Annotated in this window: 16 protein-coding genes and 1 pseudogene; 5 read left to right on the forward strand and 12 right to left on the reverse strand. The window is 66.6% G+C overall.

Going from position 1 to position 18911, the window contains the following annotated elements; all coding sequences use genetic code 11:
• Positions 1-22: 22 nt before the first annotated feature.
• Genes JYG32_RS37375 through JYG32_RS37395 form a run of 5 tightly spaced genes read right to left on the reverse strand, consistent with a single transcriptional unit; the run spans position 23 to position 5799 of the window.
• Entirely contained in the window at positions 23-1588 is a 1566-nt protein-coding gene (locus JYG32_RS37375; protein ID WP_213267737.1) for a DUF3138 family protein, read from the reverse strand.
• Between the two features lie 21 nt (positions 1589-1609).
• Positions 1610-2542: an ABC transporter permease subunit gene (locus JYG32_RS37380; protein ID WP_213267738.1), complete on the reverse strand. Its 933-nt coding sequence runs from the start codon at positions 2540-2542 to the stop codon at positions 1610-1612.
• Positions 2539-3522: an ABC transporter permease subunit gene (locus tag JYG32_RS37385; protein WP_213267739.1), complete on the reverse strand. Its 984-nt coding sequence runs from the start codon at positions 3520-3522 to the stop codon at positions 2539-2541. Before JYG32_RS37385 ends, JYG32_RS37380 begins: the two co-directional genes overlap by 4 nt.
• 10 nt (positions 3523-3532) lie before the next feature.
• Positions 3533-4666 (reverse strand): ABC transporter ATP-binding protein, encoded by a 1134-nt coding sequence (locus JYG32_RS37390; RefSeq protein WP_213267740.1) that lies wholly within the window; start codon positions 4664-4666, stop codon positions 3533-3535.
• Between the two features lie 11 nt (positions 4667-4677).
• Complete coding sequence (locus JYG32_RS37395) at positions 4678-5799, reverse strand: polyamine ABC transporter substrate-binding protein (protein WP_213267741.1); 1122 nt, start codon at positions 5797-5799, stop codon at positions 4678-4680.
• Positions 5800-6039: 240 nt separating this feature from the next.
• Here JYG32_RS37395 and JYG32_RS37400 point away from each other — a divergent pair, with 240 nt between their 5' ends.
• The gene (locus tag JYG32_RS37400; RefSeq protein WP_213267742.1) at positions 6040-6873 is read left to right on the forward strand and encodes a helix-turn-helix transcriptional regulator; all 834 of its coding nucleotides are present in this window, start codon (positions 6040-6042) and stop codon (positions 6871-6873) included.
• A 159-nt stretch (positions 6874-7032) separates the two neighbouring features.
• A complete protein-coding gene (locus JYG32_RS37405; RefSeq protein WP_213267743.1) occupies positions 7033-8205 on the forward strand; it encodes a porin in 1173 nt (390 codons plus the stop codon).
• 158 nt (positions 8206-8363) lie between these two features.
• Here JYG32_RS37405 and JYG32_RS37410 read toward each other — a convergent pair whose 3' ends face one another.
• The 5 genes and pseudogenes from JYG32_RS37410 to JYG32_RS37430 all read right to left on the reverse strand — a co-directional run bounded on the left by JYG32_RS37410 (position 8364) and on the right by JYG32_RS37430 (position 11819).
• Positions 8364-8864 carry a hypothetical protein gene (locus JYG32_RS37410; protein WP_213267744.1) on the reverse strand — a complete coding sequence of 167 codons (501 nt, stop codon included), beginning with the start codon at positions 8862-8864 and terminating at the stop codon, positions 8364-8366.
• A 229-nt stretch (positions 8865-9093) separates the two neighbouring features.
• Positions 9094-9549, reverse strand: a complete 456-nt coding sequence (locus tag JYG32_RS37415) for a sodium:proline symporter (RefSeq protein ID WP_213267745.1) — start codon at positions 9547-9549, stop codon at positions 9094-9096.
• 112 nt (positions 9550-9661) lie between these two features.
• A complete protein-coding gene (locus JYG32_RS37420; RefSeq protein WP_213267746.1) occupies positions 9662-10324 on the reverse strand; it encodes a nitroreductase in 663 nt (220 codons plus the stop codon).
• Positions 10325-10494: 170 nt separating this feature from the next.
• Positions 10495-11480 (reverse strand): annotated as a pseudogene (locus JYG32_RS37425) (LysR substrate-binding domain-containing protein).
• Positions 11481-11552: 72 nt separating this feature from the next.
• A complete protein-coding gene (locus JYG32_RS37430; RefSeq protein WP_213267747.1) occupies positions 11553-11819 on the reverse strand; it encodes a hypothetical protein in 267 nt (88 codons plus the stop codon).
• Between the two features lie 473 nt (positions 11820-12292).
• Here JYG32_RS37430 and JYG32_RS37435 point away from each other — a divergent pair, with 473 nt between their 5' ends.
• Positions 12293-13447, forward strand: coding sequence for a branched-chain amino acid ABC transporter substrate-binding protein (locus JYG32_RS37435; protein WP_174377978.1), 1155 nt, complete (start codon positions 12293-12295; stop codon positions 13445-13447).
• Positions 13448-13534: 87 nt separating this feature from the next.
• The gene (locus JYG32_RS37440; protein ID WP_174377977.1) at positions 13535-13837 is read left to right on the forward strand and encodes an XRE family transcriptional regulator; all 303 of its coding nucleotides are present in this window, start codon (positions 13535-13537) and stop codon (positions 13835-13837) included.
• Positions 13838-13925: 88 nt separating this feature from the next.
• On the opposite strand, the gene ydiJ is transcribed toward JYG32_RS37440, so the two are convergent.
• Positions 13926-16973 carry a D-2-hydroxyglutarate dehydrogenase YdiJ gene (ydiJ, locus tag JYG32_RS37445; RefSeq protein WP_213267748.1) on the reverse strand — a complete coding sequence of 1016 codons (3048 nt, stop codon included), beginning with the start codon at positions 16971-16973 and terminating at the stop codon, positions 13926-13928.
• A 164-nt stretch (positions 16974-17137) separates the two neighbouring features.
• On the opposite strand from ydiJ, the gene JYG32_RS37450 reads away from it, so the two are divergent.
• Positions 17138-18028: a LysR substrate-binding domain-containing protein gene (locus tag JYG32_RS37450; protein ID WP_152863283.1), complete on the forward strand. Its 891-nt coding sequence runs from the start codon at positions 17138-17140 to the stop codon at positions 18026-18028.
• A 22-nt stretch (positions 18029-18050) separates the two neighbouring features.
• Here JYG32_RS37450 and JYG32_RS37455 read toward each other — a convergent pair whose 3' ends face one another.
• Positions 18051-18902, reverse strand: coding sequence for a LysR substrate-binding domain-containing protein (locus tag JYG32_RS37455; RefSeq protein ID WP_213267749.1), 852 nt, complete (start codon positions 18900-18902; stop codon positions 18051-18053).
• Positions 18903-18911: the final 9 nt, after the last annotated feature.

An 18911-nucleotide genomic window follows, 5' to 3' on the forward strand; every position in this document is an offset into this window, starting at 1 on the left:
GGGACTCGCGAACGGCGTCGGGTCAGAATGCGTAGATGAGTTGGGTCGCGAGCAGGTCGTTCGACTTCGCATACGATCCGTCGTGACGCAGGAAGACCTTGTTGCTCGCCCAGTCGTGCCGGTATTCGACCTTCACCGTCACCTGCTGGGTCGGGTAGAACAGCAGGTCGAACGCGGCGGCCTGCCGCGTCGCGCCCTTGCACTCGAAGCCGACGCCGCCGTTCGCCTTCGACAGCGCCAGGCAGTCCGCGTCGATGCCGAAGCCGTTGTTCGGATCCATCCCGTTGCCGTTCAGGCCGATCGACGAACCGCCGCCGCCGTTCTTCCGGTTCACGAGCAGGTCGTAACGCAGCGTCGCGCCCATCCGGCCGACCACCGGCGCGTTGAACTTGCGGTGCGCGAGCAGCGACAGCCCGAACCACTGCGCGAGCCCGCCGTTGAACGCGCCGTGCTGCTGCTGGCCGTAGTCGATCTCGGCGTTGTACTGCGCATCGGCGAGCGTGTAGGTTGCGTCGGCTTCGCCGAAGAAGAACGCGCCGTACGCGCTCGGCGCGTTGCCGCCGACGCCGTAGCGCACGTTGCCGGTCGCCGGATCGATCGCGCTCGGCAACGTCTGGCGGCCGATGTTGATCGAGCCGCCGACGTCGAGCGCGCTGCCGTGCATGTAGTCGACGCGCGCGGTGAAGGTCGGCACCTTGTTGCTCGTCGTGATCGGGTCGCCGAGCGCGTTGACGCCCGTCTGCGTGACCGCGCCCGCGCTGCGGAACTGCTCGTTACCGACGAAGAACTTCCACGCCCAGTGGCCGTCCGCGCTCTGGTAGTTGATGCCCGCGCCGATCGACGAGCCCGGATCGGAGAAGTCGTACAGCAGGTTGTGCGTCAGCGTGAGCATCTGGCTCGACTGCTGGTACTCGTAGCCGCCGAAGCCGAGCACGAGCCCGCCGACGAACGCCGTCGTGCCCGACAGCGGCACCGTGACGACCGCCGTGTTCACGATGTCGAGCCCGCTCGCGCCGCTGCCCGTCATCATCGACAGGCCCGCGCCGCGGTTCGGCATCAGCGTGATTTCCGCGGACGGCGCGGTCGGGCCGACGCCGAACGTCTTCTTGATGTCGAGGAATACGTCGCCGAACGTGCTGTTGTAATAGGTGTACGCGTTCTCATGGTTCGCGAACTGGAACGACGACGTGCCGCCGCCCCGGTTGTACAAGTAGGTCGGGTCGAGATAGCCGGTCACCGACAGCCCCGCGATCGGGCCCGTGCGCGCCGCGTCGGTCAGCGAATCAACCTTCAGTTGCTGGTTCGCGACCTGCTGGCGGATTTCCGTCACGTCGTCGTTGGTCAGCACGGCCGGCGCCTGCCCGTAGCCCGGCGCCGACGTGTCGGCCGCGGCCGTTGCGGTCGCTGCGGTCGACGCAGCCGGCGCGGCCGCCGGTTTCGCGGCGAGTTGCGATTGCATTGCGCTCATCTGCCGCTGCAGCACGGCGAGCTGCTGCTGCAGCGCCCTGATCTGGTCGGCGCTCGAATTCGCAACGGCGAGCCCCGGCAGCGCACCGGCGATCAGCGCGCAGAGATACTTCTTTTTCATGGAAAGTCTCCTTGTCGTTCTTCACTTCACGGGATGCGGTGCGGGATCGTGCCGAGGGTGCGCGGCCGACGGGCGCGCCGGCGGCGAAGCGGACGGGGAAGCAGGCGTGTCCGCCACGGATGCAGCGTGCCAAGCACGCACATCGCGCGCCTGCCGCCGCTCGCGGGCCAGCATCGCGCGGTTCACGACGACGACGCCGATCGTCACGACCGTGATGAACACCGTGGCGAGCGCATTCATTTCCGGATTGAGACCGAGCCGTACGCGCGAGAACACGACGAGCGGCAGCGTCGTCGAACCGGGGCCCGACAGGAACGCGGACAGGATCACGTCGTCGATCGACACGGTGAACGCGAGCAGCCAGCCGGACACCAGCGCCTGCGCGATCAGCGGCAGCGTGATCACGAAGAACACTTTCCACGGCCTCGCGCCGAGGTCGAGCGCGGCTTCCTCGATCGAACGGTCGAGCTCCTTCACGCGCGACTGCACGATCACCGCGACGAACGACAGGCACAGCATCACGTGGCCGATCCAGATCGTCAGCCAGCCGCGCCCGGCCGGCCAGCCGAACGCCTGCTGCATCGCGACGAACAGCAGCAGCAGCGAGATCCCCTGGATCACTTCCGGAATCACCAGCGGCGCGTTGATCATCGCGGCATAGAGCGTGAAGCCGCGAAAGCGCCCCATGCGGGCCAGCACGAAGCCGGCCCACGTGCCGATCGCGACCGACGCGGTCGCCGTCAGCAGCGCGATCTTCAGCGACAGCCACGCGGCCGCGAGCAGTTCGCCGTCTTGCAGCAGCGCGCCGTACCACTTCAGCGAGAAACCCGACCACACCGTCACGAGCTTCGACGCGTTGAACGAATAGACGACGAGACTGACGATCGGCACGTACAGGAACAGGAAGCCCGCGCCGAGCACGCACGCGGACAGGATGCGATGCGCGCGGGTCATTTCTGCGCCTCCGCTTCGGTCTGGCTGTAATGGAGCAGCGCCATCGGCACCAGCAGCAGCATCACCATCGTCACCGTCACGGCGGACGCCATCGGCCAGTCCATGTTGTTGAAGAATTCATCCCACATCACGCGGCCGAGCATCAGCGTGTTGGCGCCGCCGAGCAGCTCTGGAATCACGTACTCGCCGACCGCCGGGATGAACACGAGCAGGCTGCCCGCGACGACGCCGTTGCGCGACAGCGGCAACGTGATGCGCCAGAACGCGGACCACGGCGTTGCACCGAGATCGTTGGCCGCCTCCAGCAGCGTGAGGTCCATCTTCACGAGGTGCGCGTACAGCGGCATCACCATGAACGGCAGGTACGAATAGACCATCCCGATGTAGACGCCCGCGTCGGTGTGATACAGGCGCAGCGGCGTCGCGATCACGCCGAGCGCGGCCAGCGCGTGATTCAGCAGCCCGTCGTCCTTCATGATCCCGACCCACGCATACACGCGGATCAGGAACGACGTCCAGAACGGCAGCATCACGGCCATCATCAGCAGGTTGCGGCGGGCCGGCGCCGAGCGCGCGATGCAATACGCGACCGGATAGCCGGCCAGCAGGCACATCAGCGTGGATGCGGCGGCCATCTTCAGCGAGCTGACGTAGGTGTTCAGGTACAGGTCGTCCTGCAGCAGCAGCGCGTAATGCTTCAGCGACAGCACGAACTGCACCGTGCCGGCCTCCAGCCGCGCGAGCGCGGTGTACGGCGGAATGCCGAGCATCTGGTCGGCGAAGCTGATCTTCAGCACCAGCACGAACGGCAGCGCGAAGAAGGCCACGAGCCACAGGAACGGCACGCCGATCGCGACGTTGCGGCCCGACGGCAGGAAGCGCGACAGCGCGGCGAAGCGGCCCGGGCGGGACCGGCCGGCGCCGGTGCTCGCGGCACCGGTCGACACCGGCGCGGACGGAGTGGAAGCAGAGGTTCTCATCGTGTCGTCCTCACTGCGTCAGCACGACGCCGCTGGCCGGCGACCACGACACGAACACGTCGTCGTTCCAGGCGGGCGCCGCGTCGGTCATCAGGTGCGAGCTCGACAGGTTCGACACGACCGTCTTGCCGCTCGGCAGCCGCACGTGATACAGCGAGTACGCGCCCATGTACGCGATGTCGGTCACGACGCCGCGCGCCCAGTTGTGTTTCGAGCCGGGCTTGTCGCGCGATACGTGTACGCGCTCCGGGCGCACCGAGATGCCGACCGGCATCCCGAGCGGGCCCGTCACGCCGTGGCTCACGTACATGCGCGCTTCGAGGTCGTCGCTCTCGACGAAGATGTGGTCGGGTTCGTCCTCGACGACGCGCCCTTCGAACAGGTTGGTCGAGCCGATGAACTCGGCCGAGAAGCGGCTGTTCGGGAATTCGTACACTTCACCGGGCGCGCCGATCTGCACGATCTTGCCTTCGCTCATCACCGCGAGGCGGCTCGCCATCGTCATCGCCTCTTCCTGGTCGTGCGTGACCATCACGCAGGTCACGTCGACCTTCTCGATGATGTTCACCAGTTCGAGCTGGGTCTTCCGGCGGATCTTCTTGTCGAGCGCGGACATCGGCTCGTCGAGCAGCAGCAGCTTCGGGCGCTTGACCAGCGAGCGGGCCAGCGCAACGCGCTGCTGCTGGCCGCCGGAGAGCTGATGCGGCTTGCGCTTCGCATACTTGCTCATCTGCACGAGCGCGAGCGCGTCGGCCACGCGTTCCTTGATCTCGTGCTTCGGCGTACCTTCCTGCTTCAGGCCGAACGCGACGTTCGATTCGACCGTCATGTGCGGGAACAGCGCGTACGACTGGAACATCATATTGACCGGGCGGCGGTACGGCGGCAGCGACGCAAGATCTTCGCCGTCGACGAAGATCTTGCCGGAGGTCGCCGTTTCCAGCCCGGCAAGCATGCGCAGCAGCGTCGACTTGCCGCAGCCCGAGCTGCCGAGCAGCGCGAACAGTTCGTTTTTCGCGATCGTCAGGTTCACGTTGTCGACGGCGGTGCTGTCGCCGAACTTCTTCACGACGTTTTCGATGCGCACGAACGCGTCGTGGCGCGCGCCGGCCGCGGCCGGCGCATCGGGGAGTGACTGGATCATCGTCGTCGCCCTCAACCGCCCGACTTCAGTTGCAGCCACAGACGGTTCTGCATCCGTGCGATGTCGGCGCTTCGCGGCATCGCGAGCGACGTCTTCGCGAGCGTGCCGTCAGGCAGGTAGACGTTCGAATCCTGTGCGATCGCCGGCGTCACGAACGCGCGCGCAGCCTTGTTCGCGCTCGGATAGAAGATCTCGTTCGTGATCGCCGCGTTGGTCTTCGGGTCCTCGATATAGTTGATCCACTTCAGCGCGGCTTCCGGGTGCGGCGCATCCTTCGGAATCGCCATCACGTCGAACCACAGCAGGCCGCCTTCCTTCGGATTCACATAGCGGATTTCATACGAACGCTTCGCGTCCTGCGTGCGCCGCCGCGCGATGCTGACGTCGCCCGACCAGCCGAGCACGACGCACACGTCGTTGTTCGCGAGATCGTCCGCGTAGCCGGCCGAGCTGAACTGCGTCACGTACGGGCGGATCTTCTTCAGCACGTCGTAGGCCGCCTGGTAGTCGGCCGGATTCTTGCTCTCCGGATCCTTGCCGATGTACTGCAGCGCCGCCGCGAACGCGGCGTCCGGCGCATCGAGCAGCGAGATGCCGCAGCCTTTCAGCTTCGCCGCGTTCGCCGGGTCGAACAGCAACGCCCAGCTATCGGTCGGCGCGGTGTCGCCGAGCCGCTTGCGGACCGCCTCGACGTTGTAGCCGATGCCCGTCGTGCCCCACGCCCACGGCACGCCGTACTGGTTGCCCGGGTCGGCCTTCGCCATCATCTTCATCAGCGCCGGGTCGAGATTCGCGAGATTCGGCAGCTTCGACTTGTCGAGCTTCTGGTACACGCCGGCCTGGATCTGCTGCGCGAGATAGTTCGACGTCGGCACGACGATGTCGTAGCCCGAGCTGCCCGCGAGCAGCTTGGTCTGCAGCGTATCGTCGCTGTCGTAGCTGTCGTAGCGGACCTTGACACCCGTCTGCTTCTCGAAGTTCGGCACCGTGTCCTTCGCTACGTACTCCGACCAGTTGTACACATTCAGGTTGGCCTCGCCCGCGTGGGCGGACAGGCCGGCCGCGAGGGCGAGCCCCGCCGAGATGGCGAGCGCGGCGCGGAAGGCCGGACGACGACGGATACGGATGCGCATGGGGATTCTCCTTGTGATGGGGATCGGCCGTTGCGCCCGGTCCGGTCCGGACTCGCGTCAACGCCGTCAAGCGGTGTTCAGCACAAGGGTCAATGTAGAGATCGCGGCCTGCAGCGTCAGTCCCGAAAACCGGGACAAACGGCGACGTCGGTCGGGGCCGTTTGGGTAGATTCCCGCGTAGGCAGTCGAAAATATTCGTGATACCTGTAGCGCCACCTGAAATCTTCGAAACACGACGCCATGAGCGCTGCGCTTCCCGCCCCCGATCTCCCGCTGAGCCACGTCGCGTTCGTGACGGAAACGCTCGGCGACATCGCGCAAGCCGTCGGGACGCCGCAGTTCATGCGCGCCGTCTACGACACCCTCGTGCGCTACGTCGACTTCGACGCCGTGCATCTCGACTACGAGCGCAGCGCGTCGTCGGGCCGGCGCAGCATCGGCTGGATCGGCAGCTTCGGCCGCGAGCCCGAACTGGTCGCGCAGGTGATGCGCCACTACTACCGCAGCTACGCGAGCGACGACGCAACGTACGCGGCGATCGAAACCGAAAGCGACGTGCAGTTGCTGCAGGTGTCCTCGCAGCGCGTCGCGAGCGAGCTCCGGCATCTGTTCTTCGATGCCGGCGACATTCACGACGAATGCGTGATCGCGGGCGTGACGGGCGGCACGCGCTACTCGATCTCGATCGCGCGCTCGCGGCGGCTGCCGCCGTTTTCGCTGAAGGAACTGAGCCTGCTGAAGCATCTGTCGCAGGTCGTGCTGCCGATGGCGTCCACGCACAAGCGGCTGCTCGGCGCGATCTGCGCCGACGAAGGGCAACGCGACGAACTCGATCTCGATCTCGTCGCGCAATGGCTGCCGGAATGGCAGGAACGGCTGACCGCGCGCGAGATGCACGTGTGCGCGTCGTTCATCCAGGGCATGACGTCGGCCGCGATCGCGCAGGCGATGGGGCTCAAGACGTCCACCATCGACACGTATGCGAAACGCGCCTTCGCGAAGCTCGGCGTCGAGTCGCGCAGGCAACTGATGACGCTCGTGCTGAGAAACGCGTCGCGGCGGCACGACGCGTAGGTTCCACGCGCGCCGGGCGCCGACTGCCGGCCCGTTGCGCGCGCATCCATCTCCGCGCCGCCTCATAACGATTCGACAATTTGTTGGTTCCCTCGACGATGCGCTGTCCGTATCGTTCACCGACTCGTCAGACAAATCGACCAACGGGGGAATCCAGCAATGAAACGAATCCGCTCATTCGCGCTGCTCGCGCTGCCGGCCGCGCTCCATGCCGCCGGCGCGCACGCGCAAAGCAGCGTCACGCTGTACGGCATCGCCGACGCGGGCATCGCCTACGTGCACAACGCGCAGAACGCGAGCGGCGGCAACGCGTCGAGCCTCGTCAAGTTCAGCAGCGGCAACCTGTCCGGCAGCCGCTGGGGGCTGCGCGGCATCGAGGATCTCGGCAGCGGCCTGTCCGCGCTGTTCCAGCTCGAGAACGGCTTCAACATCGGCACCGGCGCGCTCGGCCAGGGCCAGCGCGAGTTCGGCCGCAAGGCCGTCGTCGGCCTCGCGAGCAGCACGTACGGCACCGTGACGCTCGGCCGCCAGTACGATCCGGTCGTCGATCTCGTGCAGGGCCTCACGCAGGACAACTACTTCGGCGGCGTATTCGCGACGCCGGGCGACCTCGACAACTACGACAACAGCCTGCGCGTCAGCAACTCGGTGAAGTACACGAGCCCGCTGATCTCGGGCTTCCAGTTCGCGGCGCTGTACGGCTTCGGCGGCGTCGCGGGCGCCACCGGCAACGGCCGCACGTACAGCGTCGGCGCGAGCTACGCGAACGGCCCGCTGTCGCTCGGCGCCGGCGTCTTCTACGCGAACGGCGGCACGACGGTCGCGAACGGCATACGCACGTGGTCGAGCAGCTCGGACACGCTCTTCAACACCGTGATCAACCAGGGCTTCTCGAGCGCGAAGTCGATCCAGATCGTGCGCGTGGCAGGCCAGTACGTGGCCGGGCCGGCGACCTTCGGCCTCGCATATTCGAACACGCAGTACGGCGCGGACACGCTGTCGGCGTTCAGCCAGAACGCGAAGTTCAACAACGGCTCGGCGTTCTTCAACTGGCAGTTCTCGCCGGCGCTGCGCGCGGGCGTCGGCTACAACTACACGTCGCTGACGGGCCCGGCTTCCGCGCACTACAACCAGGTCAACCTCGGCGCGGATTACGCGCTGTCGAAGCGCACCGACCTGTATGCGCTGTTCGGCTACCAGAAGGCGAGCGGCAACACGCTCAATGCGAGCGGCGCGACCGTGAAGGCCGCCGCATCGGTCGGCGCGTACGGCGTGAACTCCGGCACCGACACGCAGGAACTCGCGATCGTCGGGATTCGCCACAAGTTCTGATCGCGACGTCGCATCGCGATAGCGCTGCGGACGGGAGGGAGGGCATCACGACGGTGCGTGCCCGCGCCGCAATACACAAGCCGCGTTCCCGCTCAGGAGGTTCAGGTCGACTCGCGCTCGAACCGGGCAACGCGGTTGCCGGACGTCGAAACGCCGGCCTAATGCCGTCGCATTCCGCCACCCCCGCTCATGCCACCGAATGGATGCATGCCGCCGGACCCATGGCCCCCGCCGCCGATGAACGGGCCATGGTGAAAGCCTGACCCCACCGGCATGCCGAAGCGGCGATGATCCATCCGATTGAAGTGATTGAAGTGATCGAAGTGGTGGAAATGATGGAAGCGATCGACGAAGACGAAACCCACGCCCGCGCCGATGAAAAGCGGCGGCCCCCAATACCACGGGTCGGCATACGGATAGGCCGCCGCCGGGTACCACATCACGCTACCGTCAGGACTTTGCACGATCTGCCATGTGCCATCGCTTTGCAGGCACGCCCGCCCCACGATTTGCTGCTCCGTGCCGTCGATGTCCGCTTGCGCGACGACCGCACGGCAGTTCGTGCCGTAGTCCGGCACACCGTCATACATTTGCGCAAAGACAGACGCGGAAAAACCGAGACAGACGATGCCAATCCCGGATCGAATCAAGTTGCACATGATCGGCTCCTGCATTGTTGCCCCCGACCACTTGACCTTTGGCGCCACTGGCGGCGCCCGGCACATCGATTTGCTTGCGCAAGATTCATCGCGCGGCGCTAACGGCGTGCCGCTTCGTATCGGGTCTCCTGACGGCTAAACGATGCAGCACGCCACGTTATTCCAGGGGTCTGGATGCGAATGAACGAGGCGGGAAGCCCCGGCAATCGTTGCCGGGGTGGCGTCCGGCCTAGCGTCTGGCGAGGCGGTAGACAGCCGCTGCCGTGATCCCGAATACCAGGTGGGCCACCAGCGTAATCACGCCGCGCACCGGGATGAACCACGGGAAGATCGCCGTGAAGGCGTGCAGGTTGACGCCGTACAGGATGAGTCCGAACGCGCCGCCGGCGAGAAACGCGGCCCCGAGCGACATGTTCCGGACCACCTTCGCCAGCAAGGCCGCATACGCAAGCGACAGAGCGGCGTGCACGAGCGTCGCGACACCCATGACCAGCGGATCGAAGCCGGCGGACGAGCCGAGCACGCCGCGCCCCATCACGATGGCTGCGGTCAAGCGCGCGTCGCGAAACAGGTTCCGAATGGCGTCGTCGCCAACGATCGACCAGAGCAGCAGTTCGATGACGGTCGACCCGACTGCCGCGCCAAACGCTGCCCAGAGGATCGGAACCGGACTGGTTTCTTTCAATTGGCGTCCCCATGGCGACCGGCTGACGCATCGAAACGGCGGGCGACCCACCCGCTCCGATTCCGGTCCGGCAACGTTTGCCCGCGACACCGAACCGGGCGGCCACGCAAAATTACGACGCCCCTTCGCAGTCCGTCCAGTACGCAAACGGATCGCGATGTTTGGGATAGTTCTCGTCAAGCCATTGCAGCAACGTCGCGCGGGCATTGTCCATATCTGCCTTCAGCGACGAAGTCGTCAATTCATGCACTTCGAGGGACTTTTCCCGATCGATCACGAAGCAGTTCCAGTCGGGGCCATCGAGATCCGGATCGTCGGACGCCTTCGACGACTTTCCCCAGCCGAACCCCTTGCGAGCATCGATGTAGTACCGCGGGTTCACTTTCAGATACGACATCTCGCCGCCCTGCAGGCTGCTCTCCGCGCGCAGGACATCGTGTCCGTCGACGATCTGCGTGACTTCCGGAAGCCGGCGCGAGCGCCATCCGGCAGGCAGCCTGGCGATGGCCTGAACGCTGTCATACGCCCCCCACTCCAGACCCCACGCTTCGGCCATGCGCTTCATGAACGCATCCGCACCCGGATAGCCGCGCAACTGGATTCTGGTCGACAGCGTCACTTCAACTCGACCGCTGGCGTCGACGGACACATCGTCACCCGCCGCGTCGAACGGGTTGCCAGGGCGTGACGCGCTCTTCGCGTCCGCGGGCGCAATGCCCGAGAACAACTGATCAAGCGCTGCACGCGCTTTCGACGACTTGTCTGGTCTGTTCATCGTTGACCTCCTGTGCATCCGAACGGCTGCAAAATTGCTCGATTCTTGTTCATCTCTCCAACCTCATCGTTTTCCGCGGTCGCATTGTCGACGATCCTGCGGCCCATCTCCATGACCACACGCACAGGCCCCGAATGCCCCGCCGAAGCAGGCCACCACGGCCCCACCCTCTAACTCCGTTCTCCCAACGCCGCCCGCATCCGCTCCATCAACGCGAGCACCTCCTGCCGATTCTCCCCCTTCGCATGCACGAAGTGATACCGGAGCAACGAATCGACCTCATGGCGGCTCACCCGAACGAGCGCGCTGCGCTTCAGATACGCGTCCGCGAGCGGCGTCCGCGCCAACGCCACGCCGAGCCCCGCTTCAGCCGCCGCCAGCACCGGGTTGTAATCCTCGAAACGGCGATCCTGCGCACGCGGCTTGAACGGAATGCCCAGCGCGTCGAACCAGGTGCGCCATCCGGTCACGTCGGAATCGTGCAGCAGCGGCATCTCGGGCAGCGCGGCATCGCCGCGCGGCGGCGCACCTTTGCCAGTTGCGCGGCGAGCCACGGATGCGCGACCGGATAAAGCCGCTCCGGCATGAACGCGCGGGTTTCGAGCTGCCGCCAGTTGCCGCGGCCATACCGGATCGACCGATCCGCTTCGCCGCCGGCGATATCCACGTTGCGAAGCTCGATGCCGAGCTCGATGCGCAACGCAGGCGCTTCGCTCTCGAGCGCCTGCTGCCGCTCGAGCAGCCACAACTGCGCGAACGCCGGCACCACGCTCATCCTGACCAGTCGCGGCGTACGCGGCGAACGCCACTGATCGGCCGCGCTGTCGATGATCGCGAACGCCTGTTCGATCCGGCCGACGAAGCGCTGCCCGTCCGGCGTCAGTCGTACGCCGCGTGCATGACGTTCGAACAACGCCATGCCCAGCCAGTTTTCCACGGCGGCCACCCGCCGGCTGATCGCGCCGTGCGTCACGCCGGAGACGTCGGCGGCCGCCAGAAACGCGCCCTGACGCGCAACCGTACACACGGTCTCCAGGCTGGCGAGCGGCGGCCGCGGGCCGGGCGCCGACGCTGCAACCGGCAGCGCATCCGCAATCTGACGCGCACGCGCCGGACCGTCGGCTCGCCGCCGAACCGAGCTGCGAGCCATGGTCATACCCGGATGTTGATCCGTGCGCTAGCTTAGCATCTTGCAACACCGCACCCTTGCCGCATGAATACCCTTTCCTCACCGTCGTCGCGCGGCGCGCGACAACCGCTTGTCGCGGCAGGCGCGGTCGCGGCCTGTTGGCGATTGCAGGCGTGGTCTTCGTCGCCTTGCGCGGACGTTCGCAGGATCGCGGCTGCATCGGATGACCTTACCTGCCCGACGATCCCGCAGCGGGCAGGTCCAGGCGACCCCGACATGTGCGAAGCCGATCGGATTGTTCGGGCCGTCGACCTGCGCCAGTTCGTCGACGTCGTCGGGCTTGACCGTTAGTTGCATACGAGACATGTCGCGCTCGATGAAGCTTTTCCATGAACCGGGGCGCGCGATTGCGAGTGTCCAAACTGTGCAGACAAATCGACCGAACAGTTCCCGACTGACCGCGCATCAGTGTCCATGGCTTCGCCCCCGCGACCGGCCGAATAATGGATGCGGCCGTAAGGCCATCGACCGCGAACCGCAGCCTGGCCCGCCACGGCGCACGATCTCCGGCATCCGGAACCTTCGACATCCGGGTGCCGAACCGTGCCGTGCCCGCCCCGTTACGCGATTCGCCGCAGCGCGCAAAATCGGCTTCAGATATATTCATACGAATTGCATGGCGTCAGGCGTCGTCCACCCGCTCGCCCGGGCGGCCCGTCCCAGGGCCGGACGCGATGCAAGTGAAGCCCATGATGGGTATGGAGACTCGTCCGATCGCCCCGGCCCGCAGCCGGCCGGTCGGGACGTCAATAGAAAGACATTCAATTCGGAGATGGCAGATGGAACGAAGCATTGTCGGCATGCGCTGCAAACCCCTGATCACCGTTGCACTGGCTGCCGCCGCGTTTGCGGCCGCATCGACCGCGATGGCCGACCAGGTCGTGAAGATCGGCAGCGTCGAACCGACGACGGGCGGCATCTCGCACCTCGGCAAGGACAACGAGAACGGCGCGCGCCTCGCGGTCGAGGAAATCAATGCGAAGGGGCTGACGATCGGCGGCAAGAAGATCACGCTGCAGCTCGACGCGCAGGATGACGCGGCCGACCCGCGCCAGGCGACGCAGGTCGCGCAGAAGCTCGTCGACGACAAGGTCGTCGCCGTCATCGGCCACCTGAACTCGGGCACGTCGATCCCGGCATCGAAGATCTACAGCGACGCCGGCATCGTGCAGATCTCGCCGTCGGCCACGAACCCGACCTACACGCTGCAAGGCTTCAAGACGACCTACCGCGTCGTCGCGACCGACGCGCAGCAGGGCCCGGCGCTCGCGAGCTATGCGCAGGCGAAGGGCGTGAAGAGCGTGGCGGTGGTCGACGATTCGACCGCCTACGGCCAGGGCCTCGCGAACGAGTTCGAGAAGAAGGCGAAGGCGCTCGGCCTGAAGGTGCTGTCGCACGACGCGACCAACGACAAGGCGGTCGACTTCCGCGCGATTCTCACGAAGATCAAGGGCGAGAACCCCGACGCGATCATGTACGGCGGCATGGACGCCACCGGCGGCCCGCTCGCGAAGCAGGCGAAGCAGCTCGGCCTGCGCGCGAAGATCCTGTCCGGCGACGGCGTGTGCACCGACTCGCTGGCCGAACTGGCCGGCCCGGCAGCCGACAACGTGCTGTGCTCGCAGGCCGGCGCCGCGCTCGAGAAGATGCCGGGCGGCGCGGCGTTCGTCGCCAAGTACGAGAAGCGCTTCAACCAGGGCATCAAGTTCGATGCGCCGTTCGCGTATGACGCGGTCTACATCGCCGTCGACGCGATGAAGCGCGCGAACTCGACGGATCCGGCGAAGATCCTCGCGGCGATGCCGGCGACGAAGTACGACGGCGTGATCGGCACGACGACGTTCGATTCGAAGGGCGACCTGACGCACGGGATCATCTCGATCTACGGCTACAAGGGCGGCAAGAAGTCCTTCCTCGACCAGGTCAAGATGTAACCCGCGTTGGCGCCGGCACGACGGGAACGCCACCCGTCGGCGCCGGCGCCGCGCGGGCCGATTTCTGATTCACGGAGACGAAGCAACATGTGTGCAATGGCGTATACCGAATTTCAGCAGGAGTTGAGAAAAGCGCAACTGACGTCGCGCGAGTTCGCGCGTCTGATCCGGATGAACGAAAGCTCGATCACGAACTATTCGAGCAAGGGCACGGTCCCGTCCCATCTCGCGGTCATCGCGAAGCTGATCGGCGCGCTGGCCGCGCACGAAATCGACTTCCGGCGCGTGATCCGGCAGATGCGGATCGAGCCGAAACGGCCGCGCGGCGTCGGCGCGTTTCCCGCGGCCGACAAGCCGCGTGCGCGGAAACCCGCGAAAGCCGATTCCTGAGTCTTTCGCATGCGTCGACAGCGGCACGGAGCGTGCCGCTCGGCGCGCGATGTCGTCACACGGGCAGCGCAGCGCACGCCGCCCGACGTCACCCCGCCGCACGAACGTGATCGAGCAACGCCTGCAGCGGATGACGCAACTGCGTCGACGACATGCGCTTCACCTGGCTGCGACATGAATACCCGGTCGCCAGCGCCTCGCCTTGATCCTCCGGCGCATCGACGTGCGCCGCCCACGACTGCGAATAGATCGTCTTCGACGTCTGCAGGTTGCGCGCCTCGTGCCCATAGGTACCGGACATCCCGCAGCACCCGGTCGCCTGGACCTGCAAGCGCAGCCCGCGCCGCGCGAACACCTGCGCCCATTGCTTGCCGCTGTCGGGCGCATTGGTCTTCTCGGTACAGTGCGGCAGCAGCCGGTATGCACCGGATACGCCGCCCGCGCCGGTTTCCGGCAGCGCCTGCAGCAGCCATTCCTGCGGCAGCGCAACCTTCGGCACATCGGTAAGCCCCGTCACCTTCAGGTATTCCTGCCGATACGTGAGCGTCATCGCCGGATCGAGGCCGACCAGCGCGACGCCCGAGCGCGCCAGCGCGGCCAGTTGCGTGGCGTTACGAATCGCCGCCTTCTCGAACGCCTGCAGAAAGCCCTGCACATGCAGCGCCTTGCCGTTCGGCGCGAGCGGCGCGAGCCACACCTGAAAGCCCACGCGCGCCGCCAGTTCGATCAGCGTCGCCAGTTGCCCGGTATCGAAATAGCGCGTGAACGTGTCCTGCACGATGACGACGCTGCGCGCGCGCTGCGCGTCGCTCAGCGCCGCGAGCGCGTGCGGGTCGGCCGGCTTCACGCGCCATTGCCGGATCACGGCCGCGAGATCGAAGCGGCTCAGCAGCGGGCTGTCGACCATGCCGACCTGCCGCTCCAGCAGCGTGCGCACCCATCCCGCGCGCATCAGCCCGTTGTACAGCGCGGGCACCCGCGCCATCCACGGCATCGTGAATTCGAGCGACCCGATCAGGTAGTCGCGCAGCGGCCGCTGATAACGACGGTGATACAGCTCCAGAAAGCGCGAACGGAATTCGGGCACGTTGACCTTGACCGGGCACTGCCCCGCGCACGACTTGCACGCGAGGCACCCGGCCATCGCGTCGTACACCTCGTGCGAGAAGTCGGCCTCGCCGTTGCGCGCGGCGCGGCTGTTACGCCAGCGGGCGGCCAGGCCGCTCAGGAACGGCTGCCGCGCGCGTGCCGCCGCGACGACGTCGACCCCGGCCTGCCCTTGCAGGCGCAACCATTCGCGCATCAGCGACGCGCGCCCCTTCGGCGAATGCACGCGTTCGCGCGTCGCTTTCCACGACGGGCACATCGCGTCGTCCGGATCGAAGTTGTAGCACGCGCCGTTGCCGTTGCAGTGCATCGCGGTGCCGTAGCTCTGCCACACGCGCTCGTCGATCTGCCGGTCGTGGTCGCCGCGCGTCGGCACTTCGTCGATCTTCAGCAGCCGCATCGCGTGGTCCGGCGGCGTCGCGATCTTGCCCGGGTTGAACTGGTTGAACGGATCGAACGCGGCCTTCAGTTGCTGCAGCGACGGATACAGCTCGCCGAAAAAGGCCGGCGCATATTCGGAACGCACGCCCTTGCCGTGCTCGCCCCACAGCAGGCCGCCATGACGCTGCGTCAGCTCGGCCACCGCATCCGACACGGGCCGCACCAGCGCGGCCTGCCGCGGGTCCTTCATGTCGAGCGCCGGGCGCACGTGCAGCACGCCGGCGTCGACGTGGCCGAACATCCCGTACTGCAGCCCGTGGCCGTCGAGCAGCGCGCGGAATTCGGCGATGTACGCGGCGAGGTTCTCGGGCGGCACCGCGGTGTCCTCGACGAACGGCTGCGGACGCGCCTCGCCCTGCACGTTGCCGAGCAGGCCGACCGCGCGCTTGCGCATCGCATACACGCGCTTCACCGCATCGTCGCCGGCCGCGAGCGTATGGCCGAGGCGCTCCACGCGCGTATCGGTGCGCAGATGGTCGACGAACGCGCGCACGCGCGCATCGACGTCGTTCGCATCGTCGCCGCTGAATTCGATCAGGTTGATGCCGAGCGTCGGGCGCCGGTCGTCCTGTGGAAAATACTCGGCCACGCTGCTCCACACGAAGTCCTTCATCGCGAGCATCAGCACCTTCGAGTCGACCGTCTCGATCGACAGCGGCTGGTGCTCGATCAGTGCGCGCGCATCGCGCAACGCATCCATGAAGCCGGCGTAGCGCACGTTGACCAGCACTGAAACCTTCGGAATCGGCAGCACGTTGAGCTTCGCCTCGACGACGAAGCCGAGCGAGCCCTCGGCGCCGCACAGCACGCTGTTCAGGTTGAAGCGGCCGTCGGGTTCGCGCAGGTGCGCGAGGTCATAACCGGTCAGGCAGCGATTGAGTTTCGGAAACTTCGCTTCGATCAGTGCCGCCTTGTCGTCGCTGATGCGCCGCGCGGTGCGGTAGACCTTGCCGATCCGGTCCTGCCGCGCACAGCGGCGCTCCAGGTCGTCGCTCGCGAGCGCGGCGCTGTGCAGTTGCTCGCCGCCCATCAGCACGAAGTCCAGCTCGAGCACGTGATCGCGCGTCTTGCCGTACGTGCAGCTACCCTGCCCGCTCGCGTCGGTGTTGATCATTCCGCCGACGGTCGCGCGGTTCGACGTCGACAGCTCCGGCGCGAAAAACAGCCCGTGCGGCTTCAGCGCCGCATTGAGCTGATCCTTGACGACGCCTGCCTCCACGCGCACCCAGCGCTGCTCGACGTCGATTTCCAGGATCCGGTTCATGTTCCGCGACAGGTCGACGACCACGCCGTCGGTCAGCGACTGCCCGTTGGTGCCCGTGCCGCCGCCGCGCGCGGCCACCGCGACGTCGCGATGGGCGGGCTCCGCGAGCAGCCGGGCCAGCAACCGGACATCGCCCGCATGCGCGGGACAGATCACCGCTTGCGGCAGGCGCTGGTAGATCGAGTTGTCGGTGGCCTGGACCGTCCGGTTCGCATGGTCCGCGCGGATTTCCCCGGCGAACCCGGCGGCCTGCAGCGCGGCGAGAAAGTCACGGTACGCGTTCGCGGGCGGGCTGGCGGGGCGGGGCAACGGGGCGATCGACATGGGTAAAAGCGGGGACAAAAACGCAAGGTGGGTGGAGCCGGCGAGTTCGCGTGCTCCAAAACATGAGTTTTGAGCAAGTTTCCACCCAACCGGGAATTCCAGTATCTTTGGAAATTCCGCGAGAAACAAACGAATTCTCGCCCGACGAATATTGCATAAAACTCATGAATTACCGTCGCCTCACCCCGTCGATGTCGCTGCTGCTCGTGTTCGAGGCCGCTGCGCGGCACGAAAGCTACACGCGCGCTGCCGACGAACTGTCGCTGAGCCAGAGCGCGATCAGCCGGCAAGTGCAGACGCTCGAGGATCAACTCGGCGTGCCGCTGTTCCGGCGCGAGGGCCGCTCCGTGAAGCTGACCGAAGTCGGGCGCCGCTACTTCGTCGAGCTGAGCGGCGCACTGGGGCGCATCCGCGGCGCGACGCTGCAGGCGATGTCCCACCAGGCAGGCGCCGGCACGCTGCGGCTCGCGACCTTGCCGACGTTCGGCTCGAAATGGCTGCTGCCGCACCTGCACGACTTCTACGCCGCGCATCCGGGCGTGACCGTGCACCTTCATTCGCGGATCGGCGCGATCGACTTTCTCAACGACGACCTCGACGCGGCCATCACCGTCGGCGCGGACGACTGGCCCGGCCTGCACGCGCATCGGCTGTACAACGAGTTCCTGATCGCGATCGCGAGCCCCGACGCGGGCAGCCGCCGCAAGGCCGCAGCACGCACGCCGGCCTGGGCCGCGCAGCAAACGCTGCTGGGCGTAACGAGCAACCAGCAGGCGTGGGCCGAGTGGTTCTCGCACTATCGGCTCGACCATCGCCAGATGCGTATCGGCCCGAGCTTCGAGCTGACGTCGCACCTGATCCAGGCCGTGCGGGCCGGGATGGGGATCGGGCTGGTGCCGAAGGTACTGGTGGAAGACGAGTTGAGCCGCAACGAGCTCGTGTCGATCGGCGACGCGATTACCAGCCAGCGCAGCTACTACCTCGTCTACCCGCCGGGAAACGAGACGCTGCCGTCGCTCGTCGCATTCCGCGAATGGTTGCTGAAGTCGTGCTGAAACGCCGCGGGTAACGTGCCGGTCACGCGCGCCATTCGTCGAGAATCTGCTCGGCGAGGTAGTCGCACGGCGCACGCGCGGACTGCGCGCTGCGCGCGAGTACGACCTCGAGTTCGCCCAGCGGCGGCAGCCCGTGGCTCTCTGAAAGCTGGACGAGATGATCGGGAATGCAGCAGCGCGCCAGCGGCGCGACGGCGAGCCCGGCCTCGACCATGCTGAGCAGCCCGAGGTAGCTCGGGCTTTCGTATGACATCCGGAACGGGATGTGCTGCCGGTTCAGCGCCTTGATCGCGTGATCGCGCGCCATGCTGCCGCCGTGCGTGAAAAAGGCCACCGGCAGCGGCCGCTCTTCCCATACGTTCCGCTTCGGCGACCCGGTCCAGACGATCGGCTCCATCCGGATCAGCTCGCCGGTCACGCCCTTGATCCGCGTGAGGCACGCGAGGTCGACCGTGTTGTCCTTCAGCATCGGCACGAGCGCGCTGCTCGGCTGGCCGATCACGCGCACTTCCACACGCGGGTGCATCGCGGCGAATTTGCCGAGCACCTGCGGCAGCAGCGACGAAATGTAGTCGTCGGGCACGCCGATCGTCACGCGGCCGCGAATCTCCGGGCGCACGACCGACGCCCACGCCTCGTCGCGCATCGCCAGCATCCGGCGGCCGTATTCGGCGAACGTCCTGCCGTCGTCGGTGGCCGTCACGTTGCGCGTATCGCGGATGAAAAGCGGCTTGCCGAGCGCGTCTTCCAGCGCCTTGATCTGCATGCTCACCGCCGACGGCGACCGATGCACGGCCTGCGCGCCCTGCGCGAACGATCCGGATTCCGCGACAGCCACCACCATCGCGAGCACATCGAGGTCGAGCTTTTTCATATCATTCAG

The organism is Burkholderia pyrrocinia (genome assembly GCF_018417535.1).
Lineage (GTDB): Bacteria > Pseudomonadota > Gammaproteobacteria > Burkholderiales > Burkholderiaceae > Burkholderia > Burkholderia pyrrocinia_E.